The 19,427-nt window shown below is 34.5% G+C and carries 17 protein-coding genes and 1 other annotated feature; of the genes, 10 read left to right on the forward strand and 7 right to left on the reverse strand.

From position 1 onward, the window contains the following. Nucleotides 1–115: 115 nt before the first annotated feature. The 3 genes from CC92_RS0119750 to CC92_RS0119760 all read right to left on the reverse strand — a co-directional run bounded on the left by CC92_RS0119750 (nucleotide 116) and on the right by CC92_RS0119760 (nucleotide 2,449). Nucleotides 116–592 carry a GNAT family N-acetyltransferase gene (locus CC92_RS0119750; RefSeq protein WP_029501793.1) on the reverse strand — a complete coding sequence of 159 codons (477 nt, stop codon included), beginning with the start codon at nucleotides 590–592 and terminating at the stop codon, nucleotides 116–118. A 384-nt stretch (nucleotides 593–976) separates the two neighbouring features. Further along, the gene (locus CC92_RS0119755; RefSeq protein WP_029501792.1) at nucleotides 977–1,615 is read right to left on the reverse strand and encodes a TlpA family protein disulfide reductase; all 639 of its coding nucleotides are present in this window, start codon (nucleotides 1,613–1,615) and stop codon (nucleotides 977–979) included. Nucleotides 1,616–1,780: 165 nt separating this feature from the next. Further along, nucleotides 1,781–2,449 (reverse strand): cytochrome c biogenesis CcdA family protein, encoded by a 669-nt coding sequence (locus tag CC92_RS0119760; RefSeq protein ID WP_029501791.1) that lies wholly within the window; start codon nucleotides 2,447–2,449, stop codon nucleotides 1,781–1,783. 224 nt (nucleotides 2,450–2,673) lie between these two features. Between CC92_RS0119760 and CC92_RS0119765 the strand changes: the two genes are divergently transcribed. Then, entirely contained in the window at nucleotides 2,674–3,117 is a 444-nt protein-coding gene (locus CC92_RS0119765) for a rhodanese-like domain-containing protein (RefSeq protein ID WP_242841320.1), read from the forward strand. A 107-nt stretch (nucleotides 3,118–3,224) separates the two neighbouring features. Here the strand turns inward: CC92_RS0119765 and CC92_RS0119770 are convergent, their stop codons facing one another. Beyond that, a complete protein-coding gene (locus CC92_RS0119770) occupies nucleotides 3,225–3,611 on the reverse strand; it encodes a MerR family transcriptional regulator (RefSeq protein WP_029501789.1) in 387 nt (128 codons plus the stop codon). Between the two features lie 319 nt (nucleotides 3,612–3,930). On the opposite strand from CC92_RS0119770, the gene trxA reads away from it, so the two are divergent. Continuing rightward, nucleotides 3,931–4,245: a thioredoxin gene (gene trxA, locus CC92_RS0119775; protein ID WP_029501788.1), complete on the forward strand. Its 315-nt coding sequence runs from the start codon at nucleotides 3,931–3,933 to the stop codon at nucleotides 4,243–4,245. A gap of 147 nt (nucleotides 4,246–4,392) precedes the next feature. Here the strand turns inward: trxA and CC92_RS0119780 are convergent, their stop codons facing one another. After that, nucleotides 4,393–5,067: a Crp/Fnr family transcriptional regulator gene (locus tag CC92_RS0119780; protein ID WP_029501787.1), complete on the reverse strand. Its 675-nt coding sequence runs from the start codon at nucleotides 5,065–5,067 to the stop codon at nucleotides 4,393–4,395. A 444-nt stretch (nucleotides 5,068–5,511) separates the two neighbouring features. Between CC92_RS0119780 and pyk the strand changes: the two genes are divergently transcribed. From pyk to tnpA, 3 genes are all read left to right on the forward strand, one after another. Further along, nucleotides 5,512–7,254, forward strand: coding sequence for a pyruvate kinase (pyk, locus tag CC92_RS0119785; protein WP_029501786.1), 1,743 nt, complete (start codon nucleotides 5,512–5,514; stop codon nucleotides 7,252–7,254). Between the two features lie 368 nt (nucleotides 7,255–7,622). After that, entirely contained in the window at nucleotides 7,623–8,201 is a 579-nt protein-coding gene (locus tag CC92_RS0119790; protein WP_029501785.1) for a hypothetical protein, read from the forward strand. Nucleotides 8,202–8,388: 187 nt separating this feature from the next. Continuing rightward, complete coding sequence (gene tnpA / locus CC92_RS0119795; protein WP_029501569.1) at nucleotides 8,389–8,859, forward strand: IS200/IS605 family transposase; 471 nt, start codon at nucleotides 8,389–8,391, stop codon at nucleotides 8,857–8,859. Between the two features lie 254 nt (nucleotides 8,860–9,113). On the opposite strand, the gene CC92_RS0119800 is transcribed toward tnpA, so the two are convergent. Next, on the reverse strand, nucleotides 9,114–9,854 hold the full coding sequence (locus CC92_RS0119800; RefSeq protein WP_029501784.1) for a response regulator: 741 nt from the start codon (nucleotides 9,852–9,854) through the stop codon (nucleotides 9,114–9,116). 83 nt (nucleotides 9,855–9,937) lie between these two features. Further along, the gene (locus tag CC92_RS0119805) at nucleotides 9,938–10,966 is read right to left on the reverse strand and encodes a sensor histidine kinase (RefSeq protein WP_029501783.1); all 1,029 of its coding nucleotides are present in this window, start codon (nucleotides 10,964–10,966) and stop codon (nucleotides 9,938–9,940) included. A gap of 512 nt (nucleotides 10,967–11,478) precedes the next feature. On the opposite strand from CC92_RS0119805, the gene CC92_RS0119810 reads away from it, so the two are divergent. The 5 genes from CC92_RS0119810 to thrS all read left to right on the forward strand — a co-directional run bounded on the left by CC92_RS0119810 (nucleotide 11,479) and on the right by thrS (nucleotide 19,343). Beyond that, nucleotides 11,479–13,404, forward strand: coding sequence for an ATP-dependent nuclease (locus tag CC92_RS0119810; protein WP_029501782.1), 1,926 nt, complete (start codon nucleotides 11,479–11,481; stop codon nucleotides 13,402–13,404). A 198-nt stretch (nucleotides 13,405–13,602) separates the two neighbouring features. Further along, entirely contained in the window at nucleotides 13,603–14,553 is a 951-nt protein-coding gene (locus CC92_RS0119815; RefSeq protein WP_051650600.1) for a S66 peptidase family protein, read from the forward strand. 148 nt (nucleotides 14,554–14,701) lie between these two features. Continuing rightward, nucleotides 14,702–15,796 (forward strand): HD-GYP domain-containing protein, encoded by a 1,095-nt coding sequence (locus CC92_RS0119820; protein WP_051650599.1) that lies wholly within the window; start codon nucleotides 14,702–14,704, stop codon nucleotides 15,794–15,796. Between the two features lie 35 nt (nucleotides 15,797–15,831). Then, the gene (locus tag CC92_RS23430; RefSeq protein WP_330372705.1) at nucleotides 15,832–16,815 is read left to right on the forward strand and encodes a C-GCAxxG-C-C family (seleno)protein; all 984 of its coding nucleotides are present in this window, start codon (nucleotides 15,832–15,834) and stop codon (nucleotides 16,813–16,815) included. Between the two features lie 129 nt (nucleotides 16,816–16,944). After that, nucleotides 16,945–17,169, forward strand: a binding site (T-box leader). A gap of 215 nt (nucleotides 17,170–17,384) precedes the next feature. Then, complete coding sequence (gene thrS / locus CC92_RS0119835) at nucleotides 17,385–19,343, forward strand: threonine--tRNA ligase (RefSeq protein ID WP_029501779.1); 1,959 nt, start codon at nucleotides 17,385–17,387, stop codon at nucleotides 19,341–19,343. Nucleotides 19,344–19,427 lie beyond the last annotated feature (84 nt).

Consider the following 19,427-nt stretch of genomic DNA (forward strand, 5'->3'; position numbering starts at 1 on the left):
AACAACCATCTAATGAATTGACCCTTTTTGTTAGACAAAAACTAACGAAAGTATTCACTTCATAGTTGTAGCTATGATTTGATAAGGTAGATTTTATAGAAGGTAATAATTAATTCTATTTTTCATAGATGGGGTCATGATTTATGGTGCTGACCTTACCAGTTTTTTTATAACCACAGAAACTCCAAAATTCACCTGCTTCATCTGAAGTAAGATAAATATGTTCTGCCCCTTTGTTATATAGTACCTTTTCGGCATAAGTAACTAATTTTGCCCCGAGGCCTTTTCCCCTCATACTACGATTAATGTAAATTTCTCGTAGAAATCCCCATCCTTCTCGTTCACACCAATCACTATCAGGATGATCGATTTGATAGCTGATAAAACCAACAGGCTTTCCGCAAACCAAAATCAAATCTAATGGGACTATCTCGGATAATGAACTCTCTGCTATTTTACTACATAACGCTTCCGCCTTACTATCTGTAATTTCAATATTAAAATCATTTCTAAAGTAAGTGCAGAACATTTCTTTAAAATCACACATATCACTATTGCAAAACGGACGAATATCAACACTTTCTATTATCATAACATACCTCCAAAAATTATTTAGAGGATTTCTAATGTGCAAACCCTCCATATACGCCTAAATACAAACTTAAATTCTTCATAAAACATCACCCTTTCTATAAGAGATTTTTACTACACAATAATAGAAAACAACTTTGTAATTGAATTAATAAAAGGACAAAGTGCCTACCATAATTATACAGAATCTTAAGCAGAATACTATTATTATTTAAACTTTATCAATGTGCTGAACAAATATTTAAAAAGGATGTTATCTAAACTAACGAAAGTGCTAGTCACCATTAAAGCTAGGAGATTCTAAAAAAACGAAAGCGGCATAAAAAATCTCCAACCACAGAAATAGTATGGTTGGAGATATAAAAATTTTATAGAGGGTTGGAAACTATTCCTCACCCATTAATGCTTCTAATTCCTTTCGAAGAACGGATTCTGAGATAGCACCCTGATAATAGTTTGCTACATTTCCATCTTTATCGATAAAAACTGTGGAAGGAATAGCAATGACACTATAGTAATAAGCACCTTCTTGATCTACATCAAAAAATACAGGAAATTCATATCCGTTATCTTCTATAAATTTACTGCCTTTCTTTATTGTTTCTTGGAATCCATCTACCATGTCAACCATGAGGAAATTCACATCGTCTTTTAAATCTAGATAAACTTTATTAAACTCTGGCATCTCGCTCTTACATGGACCACACCAACTAGCCCAGAAATTTAGAACGATTGGTTTCCCATAATAGTCGCTAAGTGAAACGGAATTTCCTTCGATATCCTGCATAGAAAAATCAATAGCAGGTTGCAATGTTGGTTCTGGAATAGCTGTAATAGTTGGTTCTAAAGAATTATCGGTATTATTTTCAGGATCTTTGGTCGGTGTATTATTATCTTGTTGACTTGCAACTTTTTTCTCTTCCTGATCTTCATAATATTTTGAGAGATTCTGATAAAGAACGGATGCTCCAACAATGAGAAGAACAAATACAGCCAGAATCCATAGTACTTTTTTATTTTTCATAAATCCTCCTTGATTTAGTTATTTTTATATAATTATGCGGTAACTTGTTATAATTCATATTTATAATCTGATGAGTTATAGACTTAAAGTTATGAATCAATTTCGATAAAGTTTGCCATGTAAATGGTCAGGAATCTAGGTATTTACTATACTAGATTTAAAAAACTATTGTAAAAAAGAAAAGAAAGCACTATAAGCACCAGTTAAGAACAGAATACCCATTAGTATTAATAGCCCTGCTGAGATATAGGATATTTTTCTTGAATTTCTCTTTAAGAAATCAAAGGTAGACTTTAATTGATCAATTAATAATGCACTTAATAAAAATGGTAATCCAAGACCAAGTGCATACATAAGCAACATTATAATGCCTTTCACTGTACTTCCAGTTTGTGCAGCCATAACAAGGGCAGAACCAAGGAAGGCACCTACACAAGGAGTCCAACCAATAGAAAAGATAATGCCAAAGAGGAAGGCAGCAACGGATTGATTCTTAGTTCTAGATAGCTTATGATTACTCATTCCACGAAAGAACGGAATTTTTACAATTCCTAAAAAGCTAAGTCCAAGTAAAATCAAAAACACTCCCGATATAATATTAATTGCTCCTTGGTATCGGATAAGAAACCTACCGAGTGTTCCAGCAAATGCTCCCATAAGGACAAATGTTGTGGAAAAACCGGAGATAAACAAAAGGGCGTTTTTTAGGGTACCGTATTTGGTCCGAGTATCAGGTTGCCCTGCGATATAAGTAAGATAAAGCGGCAACATAGGTAGTAAACATGGGGAAATAAAAGTGATAATACCTTCTAAAAAGGATATAATATACTGCATAATTCTCCTTTCATCTTTTGATTTCATTTTCATAACAAGATAATATTTGTGAAGCATACTTTTTCTTGTTTGCTAGGTGCAGTTTCTTTATTTTACACGATTGTTTACCTAGTGTAAATCATTCTACCAGAATTCCTATTAATTTACTGTGATTAAGTCACATACGAATCTATAGTGCTTTGATAAAATAAATCACAGAGTTATAATAAATAAGGAGTGATTTTATGAATATGAAAATAAGTTCCCCTTTGCGAAAAGGAATTATCTATACGTTGCTTATGGTGACAGGAGCAATGATACTAACGGGTTGTTCGATAACCCAAGGAGCATCAAAGGAGGAGACAGACGTGGAGCAACAGACCTATACAGAGATTACACAGAAGGAAGCAAAAGAAATGATGGATTCTAAGGAGGAGCTAGTCATCTTAGATGTTCGTACGGAAGAGGAATATTTGGAAGGTCATATCGAGAATGCAATTCTTTTGCCAGTGGATGAAATCTCAAACCGTGCAGGGGAAATACTACCGGATAAGGATAAAAAGATATTAGTTTACTGTCGCAGTGGGCGAAGAAGTAAGCTAGCAAGTGAAGAGCTAGTTAAGCTAGGGTATACGAATGTTTATGAGTTTGGTGGAATTATTGACTGGAAATATGAGATTGTAAATTAAGATAATTTTCTATCATAAGGTTGTTGCATAAAGAGATTGCAGCAACCTTACTTCATGATAAAAAGTTCGTAAAGAGTGTTTTTCTTGTTTTAGTAATAGGGAACGATTTAGTTCAAAGGCATAGCATCGAGATGAAAGACACCGATCTCTTTATAGTGGTCGATTTTATATTCAATGGTAGAAAGGCTTCGATTTAATAAGTTAATTTGCTCTAGGATATAGACTTTATGTAATTGAAGCATCTCTTTCCTTTGCTCACAGGTTTCTTCTCCATTTAAACATAAGAACATAAATTCTTTGATTTTTTCTATGGACATTCCGGAGTTTTTTAAACAGCAGATGAGACCAAGCCATTGAATATCATTTTCGGAAAAAGAACGTTTTCCGTTTTCTTCTCTTTTTAGCAGTGGTAGTAGACCTTCTCGGTCATAATAGCGTATGGTATGCTCAGATAGACCGGTTTGTTCGGAGACTTGCTTGATACTATAGCTCATTTGATATCCCTTTCTTTTTTATTTACATAGGAAGTGAGACAGTGAAATCGTCACTTATATTTTACATTCTGTAATAATGCCCATGTATTTTTAATCTATATGCCTGTTGAAATGGCTTCTTAATCATTATATCACATTCGAGGAAAAAGAGAGAAAGAAATGTATAAAAAAGAGGTAAAGTGACGGTGACTTAATCACAGATAAATTATTTGAACTGATCTATAATGTAATCAGAAACAACAAAATGATTCTTGTGAAAGGCAATTGCTTAACAGATTCCTATAACAATTTAAATAAGAAATAAAAGGGAGGTCTAACTATGGACGTATTACATGTAACAAAGGAAAATTATAAAGAAGAAGTATTAGAGGAAGATAAGGTTGTATTACTTGATTTTTGGGCACCTTGGTGTGGACCATGTAAGATGTTATCACCAGTGATTGATGAAATCGCAAAGGAAGAAGAAAATATTAAAGTCTGCAAAATCAATGTAGATGAACAGTCAGAACTAGCAAGTGCATATCGTGTAATGAGCATTCCAACATTAGCAGTAATGCAAAAAGGTAATTTGGTTGCTAGTAGTGTAGGATTTAAATCGAAGAAGGATATCTTAAAGATGCTTCCAGCACAATAAGAGATTTAAACCCTGAAAGAATATGTTGATAATCAAACTTCATAAATTAGAAAGCGAGGAGAATCTATTTACCTCATGGAAAGCATTTCAGCTTTCATAAGGTACGAACGATTTCTCCTCGCTCTTTCATCAAAGGAATAATGGTAATTAAAGAATACATTTTAACTTCTTTTTATCAAGAATTTCAATACCGCCTCTTGTGAGAGATACAATACCATCTTCCTCAAAATGTTTTAACATACGAGAAACAACTTCTCTGGCACTTCCAATGTATTTTGCTATCTGTGCATGGGTTAATGGAATCATATCCTTTTTTTGCTTTAAAGATTCATCTAATAAAAATACAGCCAAACGTTTGTCAAAGCTCATAAATAAAATCTGTTCCATCGTCCACATAACATCGGAAAATCGATCAATCGTGGTTCGATAAGAAAAATTCTCAACATAGATGTTTTGGTTCATTAGTTTTTGAAATGCACACGACTTAATCAAGTAAGCATCCGTATCGGATTCCGCTTGTATGTTAACATCAAATGTAATATTTTTAAGTACACAGGAAGCAGAGAGTACACAAACATCTCCGTCGGATAGGCGATATAAGGTGATATCCTTACCTTGCTCAGAAAGCATATGTGCTCGCAAGGTTCCTTTTTTTACAATTAAAACACCAAGGCATTCTGCACTATTATTATAGATAATGGTATCCTTTTGAAATGTTACCGGGGAAGTTTGATTCAAAAAGATGTCCATCTCTTCCTTGGTCAATTTAGGTATGAATGATAGCTTGGAACCTAAATATTCTAAGTCTTCTTGTGTTATCATAAGCCCTCCCAATTTTGTCTAACAAATTTATCATATATAAAAAACTTGTTAGGAATATTTGCATTATAACATAAATTAGAGATATAAAATAGTAATTTTCTGTGAATTTTATGTTAACGCTCCTTGAAACAGAATCTGCAATGATAAGATTTTGTTAAGAATCATACTCTTAACTTGTTGTATATGCAAAACTGTGATATAAAATGCATGGATTGTTAAGATGGGGGAAGTTGTGAAAAATTTCCGAACATTGCGAGTTTTGATTTACATAATGATAGTTAGTATTATATTATAGAAACAGAATGCGTATTTCTATAATCGATTTACGACGCAACATACGCACCTTTTATCAGAATCTGCTTCGCATCTTCTGATAAGTTTATATAATATAAAATATTTTATTAAATTGCGTGGTACGCTTGACAGAAGAGATGGAGGATTATGATGAGGAAAACAAAAATTGTTTGTACCTTAGGCCCAGCAACCGATGACGACGAAATATTGCGTCAGTTAATGATTGAGGGAATGGATGTTGCCAGATTTAATTTTTCGCATGGAGATCATGCACAGCATAAAAGAAACTATGAACGTATTCATAGACTTCGTACGGAACTAAAATTACCAATTGCTACATTACTTGACACAAAAGGACCAGAAATTCGAATTGGTAACTTTGAAAGTGGTAAAATTGAATTGAAAAAGGGTCAGATATTTACCCTAACGACAAATGATATTGTCGGCGATGAAACACAGGTTTCCATTACATATAAAAACTTAATACGTGACATAAAAAATGGAGTTAAAATACTGATCGATGACGGTCTTATAGAGCTTAAAGTATTTAATATCACAGATACCGATATTATTTGTGAAGTTCTAAATGGAGGGACGATTTCTAATCATAAGGGAGTCAATGTACCTGGGGTAGAATTATCCATGCCATTTATTAGCAAACGGGATTATGAGGATATTGTATTTGGTATCGGTCAGGGATTTGACTTTATTGCAGCTTCTTTTACAAGATGTGCAGATGATATTATCCAAATTCGTAAAATATTGAATGAGTATAACTGTAATACGGTCAATATTATCGCAAAAATTGAGAATCTCCAAGGGGTCAATAATATCGATGAGATTATCCGTGTATCCGATGGTATTATGGTTGCACGAGGCGATATGGGTGTTGAAATTCCTTTAGAGGAAGTTCCTGTGATTCAAAAAATGATCATTAAAAAAGTTTACAATGCTGAGAAGCAAGTAATCACAGCAACACAGATGCTTGATTCTATGATGAAAAATCCAAGACCAACCAGAGCTGAGACTACCGATGTTGCGAATGCGATATACGATGGAACCAGTGCAATTATGTTATCTGGTGAAACAGCTGCGGGATTATATCCAGTAGAAGCCCTAAAGACAATGGTTAAGATTGCAAAACGTACCGAAGCAGATATTGATTATGCATCAAGATTTAAAAAGAGAGATAGTCTAACCAATCCAGATGTCACCAATGCAATCTCCCATGCGACTTGTACAACTGCGATAGACCTAAATGCAGCAGCGATTATAACCGTAACAAAATCTGGTAAGACAGCAAGAATGATCTCAAAGTTTCGTCCGCCATGCTCCATCATAGCATGTACTACTTACGAACATGTTTGCCGTCAGATGAATCTTTCCTGGGGTGTGATACCTCTTTTGATCGAAGAAGAAATAGATGCGAATACATTATTTGAACACGCAGTAGAAGCAGCAGAAAATGCAGGTTACGTTAAATCAGGCGAATTAGCTGTCATTACTGCTGGAGTTCCACTTGGAATTTCCGGTACCACCAATCTTATCAAGGTTCAAGTAGTGGGGCATATCTTAGTCAAAGGAAGAGGATTGATAGACCGTGAAGTATGCTCAAGTCTTTGTGTATGTAAGGATGTGAAGGAGTTAAGAGAAACATTTAATACAGGAGATATTATTGTAATACCAGAGACAAATAACGAGATGATGGAACAATTAAAGCAGGCAGCAGGCATCATCGTTGAACAAGAAGGCATTAATTCACATGCATCCATTGTTGGGCTTAGCTTAGATATCCCTGTAATCCTTGGAGCTGAGAATGCAACACAAATATTGCGAACTGGTTCCATTGTAACATTAGATGGTAAAAAAGGAATTGTATTTTGTAATAGATAGAGGTAACTAACAAAAAGGATGCTGTAAAACTTAGTTTTGCAGCATCCTTTTTGATACTTCAAAGTCTACTAAATGGAATAGTTGTCACTCAGGTTACTATCTTGGATGATTTTATAAGATATTTTTTTTGATTTAGAATATATTGACTTAAGAAACAAATATTGTAAAATATAATATAAATATATTTTCATGGATATGCATTAACCTCTTATCATCATACCTATGATAAAGCTAGGATTAACTCAAGGATTTGGTGCGGATACCTCTAATATTGGATTAAAAAGAATATGGTTTTCAAGCTGTAGCTCAAGAAGAATAAATATTGTAAAAAATATTTTGCCATTTAATAAAAGGTAGAAGGTAATAGAATGAAAAAAAAGAAAATATATATAATAATTTTTCTTGTATTTATAGTGATAATATTTTTCACTATATTAATCATTGGATGTTTGATAAATAATTCAACATTACATAGTAATGAGTTACAAGTTACTGCAAAGTTAAAAGAAGATGAATTTGTTATACATAGTGGTAAGCAAACAATAAAGAAGGATTTAGAATTGAATGTAACTGTTAACAATACTAAGAATGCAAAAGGTAGCTTGACTCTATATCTAATTATTAACAACACTTATCGCTTATCGTTTCATTCTAGCGAAGAAAATGATTTTTATCAACCTAGCAGTATAGGAGGTAGTGGTTTTCTTAATGCTTATGTGGAAGACATATTAAGGGAGGAATATATAGAATCAAAAGACATTGACCTTTCATTAAATGCCATTCCAATCTCGGAAGATAAAGGAGAGCTTCAATTAAGAGCTTATATGAATAAGAAAAATAATAGTACAGAACTTATTGATCCGGTTTTAATTTGTTTATATTATGAAGAGATATTTGGTTATGATTATGTGTGGCATAAAGTGATACCAATAGAGTTTGAAAAATGATAAAAGGTGATGCTGCAAAACTAATTTTTGATTGGTTTTGCAGCATTCTGTTTGTAGGGCTATCTTTAATAAACCACCGGCTAGGCCGGTGGATCACAATGGCTTCTAGCATTTTCATAATAAAACTCCTTTGTTATAATAAGTGTGGGTCTCAAACCGCACTAAATATAACAAAGGAGGTATCCAATTGGATAAGAATACATTATCACATACAACATGGGAATGTAAATATCATATTGTTTTTGCACCGAAATTTAGAAGGCAGATAATTTATGGAAGTATAAAGGCAGATGTTGCAAATATACTAAGTACATTGTGTAAAAGGAAAGGTGTAGAAATTATAGAGGCTGAATGCTGCAAAGATCACGTGCATATGCTAGTTAGAATACCACCGAATATAAGCGTTTCGGAATTCATGGGGTATTTGAAGGGAAAAAGTTCATTGATGATATTTGATAGACATTCAAATTTAAAATACAAATATGGAAATAGAAAATTCTGGTGTAGAGGATACTTTGTAGATACAGTTGGAAAAAATGCAAAGAAAATAGAAGAATACATCAGAAGCCAGTTGATGGATGACCAAGCAGAAGATCAACTAAGTTTGAAAGAATTTATTGACCCGTTCACGGGTGAGCCAGTAATAAAAGGCAAATAATAAACCCTTGTAAGGGTTAGCCAGAGAAAGTGGTGCGGTTGGGGCCTTTACTTTCGAAGGACCTTTGAGGTCCATGCCGGCAATAGCCCCTTACAGGGGCAGAGCAAACCACCAGTTCACACTGGTGGTGCTGATTGTATAACAAACGGGGTTCATTTCGAAGCTGGTGGTTTTAACTTTTTTCTAGTAAATTCCTATTTCATTAGTTATGAAATATTCCCTAAGTTAAGTTATTTTGCAATGATAATTCAATTTTATTGCTTTTCGTCTTTTTCCTCTTCAGAAGCCTGAGTAGTATCCTCATCAATCATTCGATAACCGATTCCTACTTCAGTAAAGATGTATTGTGGATCAGCAGGATTTGCTTCGATTTTTCTACGGATGTTCGCCATATTTACTCTAAGAATCTGATTATTTCGATCTGCGTATGGCCCCCATATTTTTGTTATGATGGAATCATAAGTCATAACTCTTCCAGAATTGTTAGCAAGTAAGGATACGAGCTTAAATTCAATCTGTGTCAAGTGTACATCTTTTCCACCAACCATTACGATATGTTTGTTAAAATCAATTACAAAATCTTTGGCACGAAAGATAGAAGGTGGAAAATTCTTACCAGATTCAAGGCTTGCATTGTGACGCAGAGCGGTACGGATACGTGCTAATAATTCTGAGGTACCAAAAGGTTTTGTGATGTAATCATCAGCTCCTAAATCAAGTGCTTGTACTTTTTCCTTCTCTTGAGTTCTTGCTGAAATAACAATAATTGGGGTACTAGTCCAGGAACGAATCTTTGAGATTATCTCCATTCCATCAATGTCTGGTAACCCTAAATCCAGTAAGATTAAATCAGGACAGTGAGATGTGATAATGGACAATCCCTCTGCGCCAGTAAAGCTTTTTAATACTTTATAGTCATAAGCATTTAAATTAGTTGCGATAAAGTTGCAAATATTTTGTTCATCTTCAATAATCAAGATGGTAATATTCTTCATATAAGTTATACCTCCTTACTTGTTTCGATCCTTTGTGAGATTAAAAATAATAATAGAATCTTTTTTCCTTTGTAAACCACGAATTAAACAAGTGGCAGTGTAAACGTAAAACAAGCACCGTTTAAGTGATTACTTGCCTCGATTACTCCTCCGTGAGCAATGATTATGGTTTTACATATGGATAATCCAATGCCCATTCCTTTTGTGGAATCACTGCTTGAGTTTTCTGTTACAGTGTAGCCATCAAATAAACTATAGATCATATCTTTATTGATACCAACTCCATAATCCGTAATGGAAAAGCGCACAAAGTTCGTTTCTGAAGTAACAGTTAATTCAATCGGTTTTTTACTCTTTGAGTATTTATAAGCATTTTCAAGCAGATTAATCATAACCTGTTCAATGAGTGTTGCATCCATTGGTACCATAAGAAACTCATCTGGCGTTTTTACTTGGATTCTTGCATCAGGATAGCGCTTTTTAAGCCGCATTACTGCTTCAGAGACAACTTCTTCCACAGGTTCGCTTACTTTTGTTACCGTAGTATTGTTATTATGAATACGAGTTACAGATAAAAGGTTTTCTACCATATGAAGTAGCCAATTGGAATCTTCATGTATATGGAGAATAAGCTCATCTTTCTCTTCTTCAGTTAGATTGTCTTTCATTTCAATGTAAGTAGCACTGGCACCAATCATACCTGTCAGAGGTGTTCTAAGGTCATGAGAGATTGCTCTTAGAAGATTTGCACGCATTTTTTCTTTTTCTGCATCTGCATTTAATCGCTGATGCGCTTGTAAGTTCACAACAGTAGTGCTTGTGATTAATGATATAGCAAGCATACCAAGGAACGTGATTGGATAGCCTGTCCTAGTGAAATCTAATTCTAGGTAAGGATAAGTAAAGAAATAGTTAACTCCAATAACACCTACCACAGAACCAATAACACCATAACGGTATCCTTCGGTATATTTGGTGATTAAAACGATAGATAGCATGTAAACAATTGCTATATTTGCTGTATTATTTGTGATTAAATGAAATAAAAATGAGCAAAGTGTAGCGATAGTTAGTAAGACAATTGTTTTTAGCCAATCTGGTAAATGCTTCATTTTATCCTCCTGTAAGATGTAGTTTAAAGCACTGAGTTTCCAGTGAAGCCCTTCTTGGGAACGCACCTAAACAGACACACATTTCTAGAGTAAGGGTATAACATAATATGGAAACAATCAAGTGTAACTTTAAATTATTTTACTAAGTGTTTTGTCCAAATGACCTGTTTTAAGACTTTTATCAAATTAATATTCCTAACGTGCAGAATATTTATAAAAGAAGTATAATAGAAAAAACACAGAAACGCTAGGGGAAGTGACATAAAAATTAATTTATAGTTTTGTATCTTGAAATATTATGATAGAAGTAGGATAATAAATCGTTTTAGCTAGTGTTGCACTTTGGTGCCATATTATCTGTGTAAAGTTCGTAAAGTTTCTTAACTGATAACAAAAAGTAAGAATAGGAGTTAAGAGTGAAAGATTTGTAACCTTTCACTCGCCAAGTTTGTGCTGCGACAAACTTGAGCCTTTAGCTGCTCCCCAAAACAGTCGCAGCAAGGAGGCTATTTATGCAAATCAAAGAGATTTCTATTAAGAATTTTAAATCAATACGAAAACTAAGAATGACAAATATTGAAAAGGCTTTTATTGTTGTGGGAAAAAACAGTACTGGGAAAACGGTTATCTTGGATGCTATCTTGGCGGTTGCTGGAATATACCAGATAAAGCCTTCTGATTATTATGTACCAGATGGAAATATCAGAATTGATATTACATACGAGGTGACGAAAGAAGATTTAAAATCCTTTCATGACCGTGGGTTAATAAGCAAATATAAAAGGTATGACGCTTGGTATGGTGATTTTCGAAAAAAGGTTCCAAGCTTTACAGCAGTGGAAGGAGGGGATAGTTTTCGCCTATATATTAGTTTCACTGCAAATAAGGGAGGAATTGTTCGATATGGAGACGGAATATCAAAACACAACCCTCATCTAATTAAGCTTTTGCCTAAGATACATTATATCGATCACGCTAGAAACATTGAAGGGATTCAAAGAGATATCCTTCTTGCTCAAGGTAAGGATGCTATCGTTAGTCTTAGAGAGAATGTATGTATGTTTGATAGCGCAAAGCGTTGTGTTAATTGTTTTCAATGTATGGGAATCATTGAAAAAAAGAAGCCAGAAGAACTTAGTATAATGGAAGCTGCTAAATTATTGGAATATAAGCTTTATCATAGGAATCTTGACTCATTTGTAGAAAAACTCAATGACTGTTTTCGTAGAAATAGCGAGCGAGCTCAATCAATACGTTATGATATGAGTTTTAATATTGATGAAATCTTTCAGATGGATACGGTAGTGTTAAACCATGAGCGTAATACGGTTGGGCCATTGTCTACCATGAGTGAGGGTACGAAAAGTATTTACATCTTGTCGCTACTGGAGGCTTATATTGCAGAGCAAAATAGTATACCAAGTATCATAATGATGGAAGATCCCGAGGCTTATTTGCATCCACAGCTACAAAAAAGTGCCAGTGAAATTCTTTATCGGCTTTCGAAAAAAAATCAAGTGATATTTTCAACACATTCTCCTAATTTGTTGTTTACGTTTAATCAAAGACAGATTAAACAGGTTATACTGGATGAAAACTATGATACAACCGTAAATGAGAATACAGACATCGATGAAATCTTAAATGACTTAGGATATTCAGCAAATGATCTAATGAACGTAAGCTTTGTTTTCATAGTAGAAGGAAAGCAAGATAGTAGTAGATTACCATTGTTACTAAAAAAATACTATTCTGAGATCTTTGATGAGAATGGTTTACCGAAGCGGATAGCCATTATTGCAACAAATAGTTGTACTAACATAAAGACCTATGCCAATTTAAAATACATTAATAAACTATACCTAAAGGATCAGTTTATGATGATACGAGATGGTGATGGACTTAATCCGAAGGACTTAAAAGATCAGTTATGTAATTATTATCGCAGCAGAGAAAGGGAGGATATTGATAATCTACCCCGTGTGAGAGAACGAAATGTTCTAATATTAAAGTATTATTCCTTTGAAAATTATTTCTTAGAGCCTACTATTATGTCTGCGATTGGTGTTGTAGAAAGTGAAGGCGCATTTTTTCAGATACTTTTTGAGAAGTATCAGGAATATTTGTACCGACTATCCAGTGTAAAGCATATGATAGAAAAAACAGGATGTGAAATCAAAACAGAAGAGGATTTAAAATTAAATTTCGAATCCATAAAAATTTATGTACGTGGTCATAATCTGTTTGATATCTTTTATGGTCGTTATAAAGGAGATGCCCTTACTGAGATACTACGGCGCTATATTGAGTTAGCTCCTAGAGAAACATTTGCTGATATTTTAGATGCAATCGATCAGTTTTTGTTTTTTGAAAGTAAGGTAACTAGGGCGGAAATTTCGGAGGAAGAAGTAGAAGCTTTAGAAATAGCAAAAGAGTAATAAAAGATGAGGCAGATGAGGCAGTGATAAAAGAATAAGGTAGTAATAAAAGAATAAGGTAGTAATAAAAGAATAAGGAAATAATAAAAGAATAAGGAAATAAAAGAATGAGAATGTAATCGATAAAAAGACGTTGGAGAAAGCATAGTAAGTTCGCATATTATCTATTATATAGTGTAGAAGAATAGGGGTAGAGTCATGGAAAAGAATTGCGATTACACAAGAAGAGAGCATTTAATTTTCCCAAATCCACTAAAAAAAGGAGATACCATTGGTCTTGTGTGTCCATCTTCTCCAACTACGAAGGAAAAAGTAGCGAAAAGTGTTGAATTCATGAGAAGTCTAGGATTTAATGTTAAGCTAGGTAAGAGCTGTTTATGTGAGTTACATGGTTACCTTTCAGGCGATGCTTGTATACGAGCAGATGATATCAATCATATGTTTGCAGATGATACCGTAAAAGGTATCTTTTGTGTACGAGGCGGTTATGGGAGCAGTCAACTTATGACTCTGTTAGACTATGAGATGATAAGGAGACATCCAAAGATATTTGTTGGATATAGTGATGTTACAAACTTACTATTAGCATTTTTTCAACTTTGTGGATTAGTAACCTTTCATGGGCCTATGGTAGCGTCTAATTTTTTAGAACATTTTGATTCTTATACGGAAGAATCCCTATGGAGAACGCTAAATATGGGAGAGTCCCTCACCTTTTATAATCCTCCAGGAAGGGAACTTACCTCAGTGAAAGAAGGCTGCGCAGAAGGGCTTTTAGTTGGTGGAAACTTATCTCTAGTTACCAGTATGATTGGAACTTTTTATTCGCCTGATTTTCGAGGTAAGATTTTATTTCTTGAAGAGATTGGTGAGACAGTCCCTAAAATTCATCGTATGCTTGATCAGCTTAGGCTGACTGGTATTATAGGACAGATTCGAGGAGTTTTGTTGGGGGATTTTACAGATTGTACCAATCCTTATGATAGCGAATATGGTGTAAACGAGTTATTTAATGACTTCTTTTGTCCGTTTAAAAAACCTGTAATATCCAATATAGCATGTGGGCATAGCTTTCCGACTGCTACATTGCCAATAGGTACTTTTTGTACAATGGATGCTGATATTAAAAAAATCTGTTTTTATCGTTAAAACTTGACAAAAAGTTATGGAATTAGTGTTTATATCAGAAAAATTAACGTAATAAGTATGAGCTAATTGCAATCAAGATTATAGTATGCTATATTTAAAATACCAAAAGGTTCCAAATTACTTTGCAATGAAGAAGGAGGCATCTGTCTTGAGCATCAATGCATCGCAATCTGAGAAAATGATATTACACATACCTATTACGCAAGTATTGCCTGGGATGATAACTGCACGTGATATCTATTCACGCAATGACCAATTAATTTTAGTAAAAGGTACTAAGTTACTACCGAATATGATTGCTAAAATTATGTTCTATGCCATTGATAGTATCTATGTCTACAAGGCAGAAGAAGATGTAAATTCCGAATCAAGTTATTATGATCGAGTCAAACGGAGTGAAGACTTTAAAAACTTCAAAAAGACCTATGATGATGTTATAGTTGAAATCAAGGATTCTGTAAATCAGTTATTACGCTATAGCAATCAAGTACCTGAACAACAGTTGTTACATAAAGTTGAGAAAATTATAAAAACTAGTAAGAATCGATTTCATCTATTTGAAATGATATACTGCATTCATGAATTTGATGATTTGACGTTTATACATTCTATTAATGTTGCACTAATCTGTCATGTATTTGGTGAATGGTTGCAGATGCCTCCACAAGAGGTTAAAATTCTAACCATATGTGGTTTGTTGCATGACATTGGAAAATTAGTGATACCGAAAGAAATCTTAAATAAGCCAGGTCCGTTGTCCAAAGAAGAATACGAGATTGTGAAAGATCATCCTGAGCAAGGTTATCTTTTATTACTAAATCATAAGATGGATGAGCGCATACGACTGGCTGCATTACAACATCATGAGCGCTATGATGGCAAAGGATATCCATTATGTAAATATGGGAATGAGATTAACCCATTTTCTATGATTGTTGCAATTGCAGATGTATATGATGCAATGACGAGTAAGCGAGTTTATCGTGGAGCAATCTGTCCGTTTGATGTTCTAAAGTTATTTGAAGAGGAAGGAAAGCAACAGTACGATGTGAAATACCTGATTCCACTCATTCAAAAAATCGCTGAAATTTATATTAATCATACTGTAAAATTAAATAATAATCAGAAGGGTGAAATCATTCTTCTGAATAAAAACTGCTTATCAAGACCTGTAATAAAGGTCGGTAATGAATTTATTGACTTATCTAAGCATAACGACTTACGGATTGAAGCAGTAATTTAGATAGAAAGGTATTAGTACTAGGTAAGGAGAACATTATGGAAAGCAGAAGAGAAAAGGCAATTCAATTGTTTCAGGAAGGATATAACTGTTCACAGGCAGTTTTTGCAGCCTTCTGCGATGACTATGATATATCAAAAGAAATGGCATTAAAACTATCCTCTTCATTTGGAGGGGGTATGGGAAGAATGAGAGAAGTGTGCGGCGCAGTATCTGGCATGTTTTTGGTAGCGGGTCTAGAAACTGGTGCTACAGATGGAAGAGATGCCGATGGTAAGAAAAGTAACTATGATATGGTACAGAAATTAGCTGCTAAATATCGTGAGAAGAATGGTTCTATCATCTGCAGAGAATTGCTTGGATTAGGTCAGGATAATACACAAAAAGCATTTACCGACACCAATCCAGAGGCTAGAACGGAGCAATATTATAAAAAACGGCCATGTGCCAGCTTGGTAGGTGATGCAGTGGATATTTTAGAAGAAGAACTATTACAAAGCACAAAAGAGTCAAAGAAGATTCAAGCAAAGATAGAGATGATTCGTGTAGAAGATGACGAGTCTATAAATAAATTAGCAGAGATTGCTGATGAAGTATGGCATCAGCATTTTGCTACCATATTATCCTTAGAACAGATTGACTATATGGTGGATAAGTTTCAATCGGTAAAAGCGATGACAGAACAGATGAAGTCCTCTGGTTATGAATATTATTTTATTGTTGTTGATGGAATTACAGTAGGTTATACCGGAATTCGTCCAGAAGAAGGAAAATTATTTTTAAGTAAACTTTATATTCTTGAAAAATATCGAGGAAATCAGTATGCTTCCTATGCGTTTGAATTTTTAAAAGAATACTGTAAAGAAAGAGGATTACATGCTATCTGGCTGACCGTGAATCGCTATAACTATGATACGATTCGTATTTACGAGAAAAAGGGATTTGAAACGATACGAACACAGATATCCGATATCGGTAATGGGTTTGTGATGGATGATTATGTGATGGAACTTAAGTTTTAATTAATAACAAGGACTAGAATGTAATTTTTTTGTATTTAAAAATTTCCATGACGGAGTGTCTTGACAACATAGAAGGAAATGTTATAATAACAAAAAGAAATCTTTTTCGATTTTTAACAATCTAATTGAGATAATACGTTGATGAGAAGAGTAAATTGTGGAGTATTTCAGAGAGGAATACAGAAGCTGAAAGTATTCTAATGCAGAAGCAATTGAAGACTACCTCGGAGTGGCCCTAATCCGGCCCGGTGATTCCGTTACCATCGAATGAAGCCGGGATATGAATCATACTGTAATATAGTATTATATTTTTATCCAATAAGGGTGGAACCGCGAGTGATACTCGTCCCTTTCGAATACGTTAAGTAATCGAAGGAGACGAGTTTTTTATTGCATAGAATTAGAGATTTTAAACTTCTATGATTGATGAAAAACAGGTTTGTTTACTTGTTATCAAAAACAGACGAAATGTGCACGCTAGGATGGAAGTATATTTACTGGAAATTATACTAGCATACTAATATGCTATTGCTATGAAAATGCGTGAGAACGCTAGAATGGAGGGTATTATGAAGATTACATTAAAAGATGGCTCTGTGAAAGAATATTCACAGCCAATGGCAATTATTGATATTGCAAAAGATATTAGCGAAGGATTAGCAAGAATGGCTTGCGCAGCAGAACTAGATGGGAAGGTAGTTGACCTTCGTACCGAAGTTTCCAAGGATGCTGAATTAAGCATTTTAACATTTAACGATGAAGCTGGTAAAGCTGCTTATCGTCACACAACATCCCATGTACTTGCACAGGCAGTGAAGAGATTGTATCCAGATGCAAAGCTTGCAATTGGGCCATCCATTGACACCGGATTTTATTATGATTTCGATGTTGCTCCTTTTGATCGTGCAGCACTTGACGCATTAGAGCAAGAGATGAAAAAAATTGTGAAAGAAGGCGCTGAAATCACAAGATTCACACTTCCTCGTGAAGAAGCAATTAAGTTTATGGAGGAAAAGGGAGAACCATATAAGGTAGAATTAATTCGTGATTTACCTGAGGATTCCGTAATTTCCTTCTACACTCAAGGTGATTTTGTAGACCTTTGTGCTGGACCACATCTCATGAGTACTAAAAACATTAAAGCAATCAAGCTAATTAATTCTTCCGGTGCTTACTGGAGAGGTAGCGAGAAAAACAAGATGCTTACTCGTGTTTATGGTACTGCTTTTACAAAAAATGCAGACCTTGATGAGTTTTTGAAGCATTTAGAAGATATTAAGAAGAGAGACCATAATAAGCTTGGCCGTGAGATGGAACTATTTGCAACAGTTGATGTTATTGGTCAGGGCTTACCACTCTTAATGCCAAAGGGTGCAAAGATGATCCAGACTCTTCAGCGCTGGATTGAAGATGAAGAAGAACGTCGTGGCTATATGAGAACAAAGACTCCATTACTTGCAAAGAAAGATTTGTATGAGATTTCTGATCACTGGAATCACTACAAGGAGGGTATGTTCGTACTTGGAGATGAGGAAGATGAAGATGCAGAAATCTTTGCTCTTCGTCCTATGACTTGTCCATTCCAGTATTATGTGTATAAGCAATCTCAAAAGAGTTATCGTGACTTGCCTTGCCGTTATGGTGAGACTTCCACACTTTTCCGTAACGAAGATTCTGGTGAGATGCATGGTCTTACAAGAGTGCGTCAGTTTACTATTTCCGAAGGTCACCTTATCGTAACACCAGAACAGTTAGAGGATGAGTTTAAGGGTTGTGTGGATTTAGCAAAATATTGCTTAACTACATTAGGATTAGCAGATGATGTAACTTATCGTCTATCCAAATGGGATCCAAATAACCAGAGTAAGTATCTTGGAAATGAAGAAACTTGGAATAAGGTTCAGGATATGATGCGTGAAATTTTAAATCATATAGGAATCGACTTTACAGAAGAAGAAGGAGAAGCTGCCTTCTACGGTCCAAAGCTTGATATTCAGGCGAAGAATGTGTATGGTAAAGAAGATACTATGATTACAATTCAGCTTGATATGTTCCTTGCAGATCGTTTTGATATGACTTATATCGATGCAAATGGTGAGAAGAAACGTCCTTATATTATTCACAGAACAAGTATGGGATGTTACGAAAGAACACTTGCTTGGTTGATTGAAAAATACGCAGGTAAATTCCCAACTTGGTTATGTCCAGAACAAGTTCGTATCTTACCAATCTCTGAGAAGTACAATGACTATGCTAAGTCAGTAGAAAAAGAGCTTCTGGATAACGGAGTACTTGTTACTGTAGACAATCGTGCTGAAAAGATTGGTTATAAGATTCGTGAAGCTAGATTGAATCGCGTTCCTTATATGCTAGTGGTTGGTCAAAAAGAAGCCGAAGAAGGTTTAGTTTCTGTAAGAAGCCGTTACCTTGGTGATGAAGGTCAGAAGAAAGTTAGTGATTTCGTTGATGCAATTTGCAAAGAAATCAGAACGAAAGAAATTCGTAAAATCGAAGTGACTGAAGAATAGATAATAAAACAAATTAAACAAGACTAATAAAAATCTATTTATAAAAGAGAGAGCAGGCAGAAAGTTGTTAATTTTCTAATTGCT

Origin of the sequence: Lachnoclostridium phytofermentans (assembly GCF_000733755.1) — a bacterium.
Classification (GTDB): domain Bacteria; phylum Bacillota; class Clostridia; order Lachnospirales; family Lachnospiraceae; genus Lachnoclostridium; species Lachnoclostridium phytofermentans_A.

Bases quoted from the DNA above. Each gene is read 5' to 3' on its own strand.
- CC92_RS0119805 (WP_029501783.1), bottom strand. From the start codon at position 10,966: ATGAAGCATTTACCAGATTGGCTAAAAACAATTGTCTTACTAACTATC.
- pyk (WP_029501786.1), top strand. From the start codon at position 5,512: ATGAGGAAAACAAAAATTGTTTGTACCTTAGGCCCAGCAACCGATGAC.
- CC92_RS0119810 (WP_029501782.1), top strand. From the start codon at position 11,479: ATGCAAATCAAAGAGATTTCTATTAAGAATTTTAAATCAATACGAAAA.
- CC92_RS0119755 (WP_029501792.1), bottom strand. From the start codon at position 1,615: ATGAAAAATAAAAAAGTACTATGGATTCTGGCTGTATTTGTTCTTCTC.
- CC92_RS0119760 (WP_029501791.1), bottom strand. From the start codon at position 2,449: ATGCAGTATATTATATCCTTTTTAGAAGGTATTATCACTTTTATTTCC.
- CC92_RS0119770 (WP_029501789.1), bottom strand. From the start codon at position 3,611: ATGAGCTATAGTATCAAGCAAGTCTCCGAACAAACCGGTCTATCTGAG.
- CC92_RS0119790 (WP_029501785.1), top strand. From the start codon at position 7,623: ATGAAAAAAAAGAAAATATATATAATAATTTTTCTTGTATTTATAGTG.
- thrS (WP_029501779.1), top strand. From the start codon at position 17,385: ATGAAGATTACATTAAAAGATGGCTCTGTGAAAGAATATTCACAGCCA.
- CC92_RS23430 (WP_330372705.1), top strand. From the start codon at position 15,832: ATGGAAAGCAGAAGAGAAAAGGCAATTCAATTGTTTCAGGAAGGATAT.
- CC92_RS0119800 (WP_029501784.1), bottom strand. From the start codon at position 9,854: ATGAAGAATATTACCATCTTGATTATTGAAGATGAACAAAATATTTGC.
- CC92_RS0119765 (WP_242841320.1), top strand. From the start codon at position 2,674: ATGAATATGAAAATAAGTTCCCCTTTGCGAAAAGGAATTATCTATACG.
- CC92_RS0119815 (WP_051650600.1), top strand. From the start codon at position 13,603: ATGGAAAAGAATTGCGATTACACAAGAAGAGAGCATTTAATTTTCCCA.
- CC92_RS0119780 (WP_029501787.1), bottom strand. From the start codon at position 5,067: ATGATAACACAAGAAGACTTAGAATATTTAGGTTCCAAGCTATCATTC.
- CC92_RS0119750 (WP_029501793.1), bottom strand. From the start codon at position 592: ATGATAATAGAAAGTGTTGATATTCGTCCGTTTTGCAATAGTGATATG.
- trxA (WP_029501788.1), top strand. From the start codon at position 3,931: ATGGACGTATTACATGTAACAAAGGAAAATTATAAAGAAGAAGTATTA.